Genomic DNA, 9,378 nt, shown 5'->3' on the forward strand with positions numbered 1-9,378 from the left:
CAAAATCTCCCTCCGAACATTTAAGCTATCTCTTAGGAAAATTACTGCCGGGGTAAATTACTTTTTTATCGACTTTAATCCAATGGAGACTTTCTAAACGACTTCTAAGATTAGTAATAGTTACTCCCAACTCGTCGGCGATCGCATACAGATGTCCCCATTTCGTCAAGTCACGTCCCTTGATGGCTTTCTCTAACTCACTCATCGGCATTAGTAAACAACTGGCAAAATATTGAGCTTGCCATTCAATTCTTTGGCTAGAATCAACTGTCCGACACAGAAAAGGTTGAATTGTCTCTAAGGAATCTCCCTGATTGATTCGCTCGAAAAAGTTAGAGACAGCGGTTTGATTAATATGAAGGACAAAATGACCAATTTCATGAGCTAAACTCGAATTTTTAAAACCTTCTTTTGCTAGGGATGAATTTTGGGAATCTTTTAAGAATTTTACATCTTCATTGAGAATAATTTTCTTTTCTGTGGGAATAATCATTGCGGCGATTTCTCCCTCTTTATCTGGCTTTATATCCGTCCATTCAATAGCCAAATCAAAATGATCGGCTGCTGCTTCCGCAATATCGCAATTTTTTAAGGGACGACGACGATGAGCTTTTACTTTCTTAAGAATATTGTCTGCCTGAGCTTCAATCACTGTTTTGGGAATAAAACTATAGGGTTTAATAATATCCAAGATATCTACTCCTGCTCATCTAATTTTGTCGCCTCAGAAATGACTTTTTTAGCAAAATTGGGATTGTCTTTCATGCGACGCAATAAAATCGGCATTTGTTGGTATTTTTGAACTAATTCTTTGAAGACTTTTTGATCATCTGAACTCAGTCGTCCCGCTAATTCTCCTAATTTTTGAGCATTTAATTTTAAATGAGTCGCTAAGGACTCAATAACCTGCTGACTAGGAGGATAACCCGCATGATCATTTTCTAGCTTCGATAGATAGGTATAGTCCACCCCAATCAACTTAGCTAGTTCTCTCTGACTATATTCTTCCTCTCGACGAGCTTTGCGGATAACCTGTCCAAATGTTTCTGACACTGCTTTTCTCTCAATCGCTCAAAAAAAATTATATCAAGGGTTGACTATTTCAGTCAACATAGGCTAGAGTTAGTTTATTGGTGTTGATTATTTTAGTCAACACCAGAGCAAACACTGCCGTATCATCCTAGCATTATCCTGACCGAGGGGAAAAATTGTGTCCTGTCAGTTTCCCAAAAAGCCTTGGTATCCTCCGATGAGCTATAGTCTTTGGCGATCGCTTAAACCGGCGATTGGCTATGAGAATTGGCATTGTCAGACAAAACGGGGGTTTGAAAAAGCGCGAAACAAAGAACCAGAAGTTCAAAGATTACTATCGCAAGATAATCAAGTGCAAAAAATTGGTAAGTTGGCACAACGAGGAGTTTTTGAGTTTCATCAAGAGCCGGCGAGATTATCCGGTTCTGATGGGGTGGAACAAGTCGCAGAAATCCTGCAATTAAATCAAGAATATCCAGAAATTAAAGCCAGGGTTTTAGTAATTTTAAACAATTACTATCAACAACCAATTTTATTGAATAAAGAGATTATTAATTTATCTAGAGGCGATGAAGGTTATCCAGAACCTATTGTTATCGAGCAGGGTAACTATCGGTTTAATTTGTCCGCTGCCTTTGATTGTATTTTTAGAGAAGCTGATGACACTATACATATTTTAGATTTGAAAACTGGTCAATCTAATTTTGATCGTCGTCAGGCTCATGTTTATTTACTGGCGGCTAGTTACCTTTATCCTCAGGAAAAAATTGTCGCTTCTTTTTACAACTTAGAAACCCAAACAAGCTCAGAAAATATCTCCCTGTCTTCCGAGGCAATAGAAGCAGTTAAAATCGAACTAGCTTTCCTGTCGAGAAAACATCAGCAACAACTAAAAAAATATAAAGATCACCTCGAAGATTTTTATCATATTTTCCCGCCCCAAAGTGGCTATGCCTGTCGTTATTGTCCTTTTACATCGATTTGTGATTATGCAAATAAGGAGGTTTAGATCATGAATTACACAGCAGCTAACACAGCCAATTCCCCGCTTTTTTTGAGTGAAATTAGTTCCTTAACTCTCAAGAATAGTTGTTTAAATTGTTTTAAGCTTAATTATCAACTTACTAGGGAAATAGGTAATCGTTTTGGTTGGCAATTCAGTCGGAAGTTTCCCAATGTGGTGGTTGTTTTTGAAGATAATTGTTTTTGGGTATTAGCTAAAGATGAAAAATCTCTTCCCTCTCCACAACAGTGGAAAGAAGCTTTATCAGATATTCAAGAGGTTTTACGAGAAGATATTGGCGATCACTATTATTCTATTCATTGGCTAAAAGACTTTCAGATAACAGCTTTAGTCACAGCACAATTAGCAGTTAGAATTCTGAAAATATTTGGTAAATTTTCCTATCCAATAGTTTTTCCTAAAGATAGTGAGATAAGTGAAAACCAAGTACAGGTAAGGAGAGAAGTTAACTTTTGGGCAGAAATCATCAATGACACCGATCCGGCCATTTGTTTAACTATTGAAAGTAGTATTGTCTATAGTGGAGATTTAGAACAGTTTTATGAAAATCATCCCTATAGACAAGATGCTGTTAAATTATTAGTAGGGTTAAAGGTTAAAACTATAGAAACTAATGGGACAGCTAAAATTATTAAAATAGCGGGTACAATTGGGGAAAAAAGAGAGTATCTATTAACAAAAGCCACAGGTTCAATTAGTCGAAGAAAATTAGAAGAAGCTCATCTGGCGCAACCAGTGGTGGCGGTACAATTTGGCAAAAATCCCCAGGAGTATATTTATCCATTGGCAGCTTTAAAACCCTGTATGACAGATAAGGATGAGAGTTTATTTCAAGTTAATTACGGAGACTTATTAAAGAAAACAAAAATCTTCTATGCTGAACGACAAAAACTATTAAAGTTGTATAAACAGGAAGCACAAAAGACTTTAAATAACTTTGGTTTTCAGTTAAGAGAAAGAAGTATTAACAGCAGGGAAAATCCCGACTTCTTTTGGACTCCTCCCATTTCTCTTGAGCAAACTCCCATCTTATTTGGTAAGGGAGAAAGGGGAGAAAAAAGAGAAACTCTCAAAGGATTGTCGAAGGGGGGTGTATATAAACGTCATCGAGAATATGTCGATCCTGCTCGTAAAATTCGTTTAGCTATTCTCAAACCAGATAGTTTTAAAGTAGGAGATTTTAGAGAACAATTAGAAAAGCGATTAAAACTTTATAAATTTGAGACTATTTTGCCACCAGAGAATCAAATAAATTTCTCTGTCGAAGGTGTAGGATCCGAAAAAAGAGCTAGACTGGAAGAAGCAGTTGATCAATTAATTCGAGGAGAAATTCCTGTAGACATTGCTTTAGTATTTCTTCCTCAAGAGGATCGCAATGCGGATAATACTGAAGAAGGTAGTTTATATTCCTGGATTAAAAAAAAGTTTCTGGATCGTGGAGTTATAACTCAAATGATTTATGAAAAGACTTTAAATAATAAGAGCAACTATAATAATATTCTCCATCAAGTTGTCCCAGGGATCCTAGCCAAATTAGGAAATTTACCCTATGTCCTTGCTGAACCTCTAGAAATTGCCGATTATTTTATTGGTTTAGATGTGGGAAGGATGCCTAAAAAAAATCTTCCGGGGAGTCTCAATGTTTGTGCAAGTGTGCGACTATATGGCAAACAGGGAGAATTTGTTCGCTGTCGGGTAGAAGATAGTTTAACCGAGGGAGAAGAAATTCCTCAACGGATTCTGGAAAATTGTTTACCGCAAGCTGAACTAAAAAATCAGACAGTTCTCATTTACAGAGATGGTAAATTTCAAGGAAAGGAGGTTGAAAATTTACTGGCAAGAGCGAGAGCAATTAATGCTAAATTTATTCTCGTAGAATGTTATAAGACTGGCAGTCCTAGACTTTATAATTTTGAGCAAAAACAGATAAATGCTCCCTCCAAAGGATTAGCTTTAGCTTTATCAAATCGGGAAGTTATCCTGATAACGTCCCACGTTTCTGAACAAATAGGTGTTCCTCGTCCCTTGCGCTTAAAAGTTAATGAATTAGGAGAACAAGTAAATTTAAAACAGTTAGTTGACACTACGTTAAAATTAACTTTACTTCACTATGGTTCTCTCAAAGACCCCCGTTTACCTATCCCTTTGTATGGAGCGGATGCTATTGCTTATCGACGCTTACAAGGAATTTATCCTAGTTTATTAGAAGATGATTGTCAATTCTGGCTTTAGAGAGAAAAATTATGTATAATTCCCATAGCAATCTACACCATCTAGATGAATTAGTCAGTGATTTAGTTAACCAAATTAGTTGACTGACGGCAGAAAATTGAGTGTTCAAAGAAGGACTTACACCGAGAAAATTGATGTTGACAAGCCGAAAATTTATCTCTAGGTTAAATTACACAACTTGTTTTTCTGGGGGAGCAAGCTTTAGATTTTTTTCTTATTTCTTTGAGCGAAAAATGTCTATCATCAAAGGCGATATTATCCCGCCAATTTATGATACCAGCGATCGGTCAAAATCATCCCCAATCTGGTAATTATGCCCCCCTAGATAGCCATCTTTGGGCCGATGCCACCTATCCCCTCGGGGCCCATTATCGGGGCGATAGTGTCACCTTTGCCGTCTATTCTAAAAATGCCAGTCAGATTCTTCTGGAAATCTACGATCGCCCGACGGGAGAAAACGCTAAGTATGATTACTGGTTGACAAAAAACCCAAATGATGATATATGGCGGGCAAAAATCGCCGGTATTGCCCAGGGCAGCTACTACGCTTTTCGCTGTTGGGGTCCCAATTGGCAATTTGATCAAAAATGGCAAAGAGGCCACAGTAACGCTGGTTTTCGGGCAGATGTGGACGATTTCGGCCATCGTTTTAACCCCAATAAAGTCCTCTTCGATCCCTACGCGCGAGAACTTTCCCACGACCTTGAAACCCCGGCCATGATCGCGGCCGGAGAAAATGCTGGAATCTATGCCACGGGAGAAGGGGACTACAAAGGAGTGATCCAGCGGCAATACGATACGGGTAAATGGTCGCCCAAAGGCATTGTGATCGCTCCGGATGGGACTTCTACCGGGATTCGTCCCCGTCTGGGTGCGGAAAAAGCGATCATTTATGAGGCCCATGTGCGCGGTTTAAGCAATCACCCCTCTGCTAGTCGTTTAGAAGATATTCTCAAGGGAATTACGGGTTTTGAGGAAGTGGCCAACGTTCCCGACCAGTACAGGGGAACTTATGCAGGAGCCGGCTATATGGCCAAATACCTAAAAGCGCTGGGATTTACCACGATCGAACTCTTACCAGTCCAGGAAACCGCTAACGATAATAACCCCGACGATCGCCCCAGCGGTAACTATTGGGGTTACATGACCTTTGGTTATTTCGCCCCCGATCGCCGTTATGCTTATGATCGCTCCCCCGGTGGACCCACCAGAGAATTTAAGGCCATGGTCAAAGCTTTCCACGACCAAGGCATGGAAGTTTATCTCGATGTGGTCTATAATCACACCGGAGAAGGGGGCAATTGGGGCAGCAACGATGTCACCGGATTTGTTAGTTTTGGTGGTTTTGATGTGGTGGAATACTATCAACTCACCGATGAACATTATCTAGTCGATGGAGCGACAGGCTGCGGAAATCAATTAAACTTTTCCCATATTGTCACCTGTAATCTGGTTCTTGATTCCCTCACCTATTGGTTAGAAACCATGGGAGTTGATGGTTTTCGTTTTGATCTGGCCCCCGTCCTCGGCCGAACTCCTTCTAGTCATCAACGAGAAGATCGGGGCAAACAAAAACAATTCTTCCCTAAACATACTTTGTTAGAAAAGATCGAGCAATTAGGCAAGAAATACGATGCCGAAATGATCGCCGAAGCTTGGGATAGCTGGGGTTACGAAGTGGGGAATTTCCCGACGGGTTGGGGAGAATGGAATGGCCGTTATCGCGATGCAATTCGGCGTTTTTTAAAGGGAGATGGTAATACTTTTAAATTCATCGAACAGGTGAACGGAGATTATTGCAATTTTAACGACCAAGGCGGACCACAAAAATCGATCGATTTTATTGTTGCCCACGATGGTTTTACCCTGATGGATTTGGTCAGTTATAACCATAAAAATAACCTCACTCCCTGGCCCTTTGGTCCTTCCGATGGCGGCAATAATAATAACGATTCTTGGGATTCTGGGGGTGATCAGGCCCTACGTCGCCAAAGATTACGCAACTTTTGGACGATTCAATTTTTGTCTCGCGGTGTTCCCATGACTGTCTGGGGCGATGAATTTGGCCGCAGCCAAAATGGTAATAATAATCCCTACAATATTGATAGTGTGGCCACTTGGAATAATTATGATATGATTGCCACCCGTTCACCCCATCTACTGCCCACGGGTTATCGGGAAGCTTATCACAATAATTTTGGCACGGGAACTAATCAAGAAGAACGCAATCCTTTATTTATTTTTGCCGCTTATATTGCTCACTTAAGAAACAATCATATAGCACTAAAACAGCGCCGCTATGGCGATATGGTTCTCGATGCAGGCAATGATGTCACCTATTTATTTAAAAAACCCGATGGGGTTAGCGATTTAACTGCCGATGATCGCTGTATTTGGTTTTTAATTGATGGTAGTGCCGTCGGTGATCACGATTTTTTGGTGTTAATTAATATGTATTATCTGCCAGTGGATTTTCGTCTTCCCCCGTCATCGAATAATTATCGTTGGCTAAGAATTATTGACACGGCAGCTTGGGCAGAAACCGATTATAATTGTTGGTCTGTGGATCAAGGGACAGTAATTGCCGATAACTATAAAGTCAATGGTTTTTCGATCGTGGTTTGCGAGGAGATTAACTGAACTACCCACAGCGATATCGGGGGTAATTTGGGGACAGATAGGGCAGCCCGCTAATATTGAGATCGAGAGCGATTCTTAGCCGATTTCTGCTATATTTTTGGCAATAGGGAAATATTGACCCCGGCTGCATCTTATGTTTTATAACCCGCACTTAGCCCAAAATTACCGTTAAATGTCTAAAACTAAAAGTACTGTTATTATCCTAACCATAATTTGTATTATCGCCACGGCGATCGGAGTTTATCTGCTCGGTGGTATCGACTCCCAACAATTACAGATCTGGTTAAAACAAATGGGAATTATGGCCCCCATTTTGTATATTATTCTCTATACGATCGGGACAATTTTAATCCTGCCTTCTACCCCCTTAAACCTCAGTGGTGGGGCGAGCTTTGGGGTAGTTATGGGAACAGTTTGGACAACGATCGCCGCTTTGGTGGCCGCTATAGTTGCCTTTGCTTTTACCCGTACTATCGGCCGGGAATATACCGCCAAAAAATTTCAGGGAAAATGGCAAGCGATCGATGCAGAAATGCAGCAAGGCGGCCTATTTTATATGTTTGCTATCCGTCTATTACCGATTATTCCCTACGGTATCGTTAACTTTGTTGCGGGATTAACTTCTATCCGTTTTCGCGATTATTTCATCGGTACTTTATTAGGCACTGTCCCCGGAATTTTACCCTTTGTCATGATGGGTGCAGGTTTAAAATCTTTAGGAAAAGGTGATATATTGCCCCTGATGGTGGCTTTTACCCTTATTGCTCTGTTAGTAGGTGTGGGAACTTGGTATCGTCGTCGTCGGCAATTTCCCTTTCAGTGATCAGTTATCAGTTATCAGTTATCAGATTGGAGTTTTAAGTAGATAGTGTTAAGTGAAAACTTTGGCACTTTATTTTCACTGATCACCGGTTACTGGTTACTGTTCACCGATCACTGATCACTGATTCAAGCCTGACAACGATAAAATTAAGTTAGATTAGGAATATCCCGACTGAATCCTCATTGCTAAGGAGATAGCGTATCGATGCCTGCCGCAGATTATAAAGATTATTATGCCGTTCTGGGAGTAGGTAAAACTGCCAGCACTGAAGAAATTAAAAAAGCTTTTCGTAAATTAGCCGTCAAATATCATCCCGATCGCAATCCTAACGATAAAAGCGCCGAAGAACGTTTTAAAGAAATTAGTGAAGCTTACGAAGTCCTCTCCGATAGCGAAAAACGCCAAAAATACGATCAATTTGGACAATATTGGCAACAGGCCGGGCGATCAAATTGGCCGGGTGGTAATCCGGGGGTTGACTTCGGTTCGGCCGGTTTTGACTTTAGCCAGTACAACACCTTTGATGATTTTATCAATGAACTACTCGGTCGCATGGGGCGCTCCGGCGGTACTCGCCCCGGTTCCCATTCCTACGGTACTCCGAGGGGAGGATTTGGCGATTTTAGCAATTTTAACGACTTTGCCGGCGCTCGTACTCCACCGCAATCCGTCACTTCTGGTATCTCCACCGCTAAACTGCGTCTGAGTTTTGGGGAAGCTTTACGAGGAGTACAAAAACGGGTTAATTTAGCCGGAGAAATGATCGATATCAAAATCCCCCCAGGAACTAAAACCGGTAATCGTCTCCGGGTACGGGGTAAAGGACTAATCGATCCCTTGAGTAAACAACGGGGAGATCTATTTCTCGATGTGGAATTAGAACCCCATCCTTTCTTTACTTTTGAAGGCGATAATTTGACCTGTGAAGTGCCGATTACCCCCGATGAGGCGGTTTTAGGCACAGCAATCGAAGTTCCTACCCCCGATGGCATGGTGACGATAAAAGTCCCTGCCGGTATTCGTTCCGGTCAATCCCTGCGCTTACGCGGCAAAGGTTGGATCGACAATAAAGGACAACGCGGCGATCAATTAGTCAAAATTGTCATCGATACTCCCAAAGAATTAACGGCGATCGAACGGCAATTATACGAGAAAATTAAATCTCAGCGTACCACCGATCCCCGTCGTCATCTCAGACAGGTGCAAATTTAAGTCCCTAGCTAGGGTTTGCCAAAACAGTTTTTCTTGGTCCTGTTTACTGTCTCTGGGGTTTATAAGTGGTTAGGTGTTAAAAATGGGTGCATCTCAATATTTCTGATTTTCTCTCACCTATAGGTGAGCAGCAGAAGTTGTTCAAAGAGGGCGAATGCAATTCGCCCCTACAATAATATTATTGCGCCAATGGTAGGGGCGCACTGCGTGCGCCCAAAATGTCATCTAGATATTTCGACCAAATTGAGATGCACCTGTTAAAAATCGTCAGTTCCCCCCCTTATCAAGGGGGGATTAAGGGGGGATCGGCACCCCCCTTATCAAGGGGGGATTAAGGGGGGATCGGCACCCCCCTTATCAAGGGGGGATTAAGGGGGGATCGATCTAGAATTTAACCTTACTAGCCAACCAATTA

Annotated in this window: 7 protein-coding genes; 5 read left to right on the top strand and 2 right to left on the bottom strand. The window is 41.2% G+C overall.

What is annotated here, in order from left to right:
- Nucleotides 1-25: 25 nt before the first annotated feature.
- Complete coding sequence (locus IM450_RS18145; RefSeq protein ID WP_002801238.1) at nucleotides 26-691, bottom strand: ImmA/IrrE family metallo-endopeptidase; 666 nt, start codon at nucleotides 689-691, stop codon at nucleotides 26-28.
- A gap of 5 nt (nucleotides 692-696) precedes the next feature.
- On the bottom strand, nucleotides 697-1,053 hold the full coding sequence (locus IM450_RS18150; RefSeq protein WP_002801239.1) for a helix-turn-helix domain-containing protein: 357 nt from the start codon (nucleotides 1,051-1,053) through the stop codon (nucleotides 697-699).
- Nucleotides 1,054-1,249: 196 nt separating this feature from the next.
- Between IM450_RS18150 and IM450_RS18155 the strand changes: the two genes are divergently transcribed.
- The 5 genes from IM450_RS18155 (at nucleotide 1,250) to IM450_RS18175 (ending at nucleotide 8,963) form a co-directional block, all read left to right on the top strand.
- Nucleotides 1,250-2,041: a PD-(D/E)XK nuclease family protein gene (locus IM450_RS18155; protein WP_043997751.1), complete on the top strand. Its 792-nt coding sequence runs from the start codon at nucleotides 1,250-1,252 to the stop codon at nucleotides 2,039-2,041.
- Between the two features lie 3 nt (nucleotides 2,042-2,044).
- On the top strand, nucleotides 2,045-4,288 hold the full coding sequence (locus tag IM450_RS18160; RefSeq protein ID WP_287666748.1) for a Piwi domain-containing protein: 2,244 nt from the start codon (nucleotides 2,045-2,047) through the stop codon (nucleotides 4,286-4,288).
- Nucleotides 4,289-4,558: 270 nt separating this feature from the next.
- Nucleotides 4,559-6,928 (top strand): glycogen debranching protein, encoded by a 2,370-nt coding sequence (locus IM450_RS18165; protein ID WP_287666746.1) that lies wholly within the window; start codon nucleotides 4,559-4,561, stop codon nucleotides 6,926-6,928.
- A 172-nt stretch (nucleotides 6,929-7,100) separates the two neighbouring features.
- Nucleotides 7,101-7,751 carry a TVP38/TMEM64 family protein gene (locus IM450_RS18170; protein ID WP_287666744.1) on the top strand — a complete coding sequence of 217 codons (651 nt, stop codon included), beginning with the start codon at nucleotides 7,101-7,103 and terminating at the stop codon, nucleotides 7,749-7,751.
- A gap of 204 nt (nucleotides 7,752-7,955) precedes the next feature.
- Entirely contained in the window at nucleotides 7,956-8,963 is a 1,008-nt protein-coding gene (locus IM450_RS18175) for a J domain-containing protein (protein WP_287666741.1), read from the top strand.
- Nucleotides 8,964-9,378 lie beyond the last annotated feature (415 nt).

Source organism: Microcystis sp. M083S1 (assembly GCF_020246405.1).
Taxonomy (GTDB): Bacteria; Cyanobacteriota; Cyanobacteriia; order Cyanobacteriales; family Microcystaceae; genus Microcystis; species Microcystis aeruginosa_C.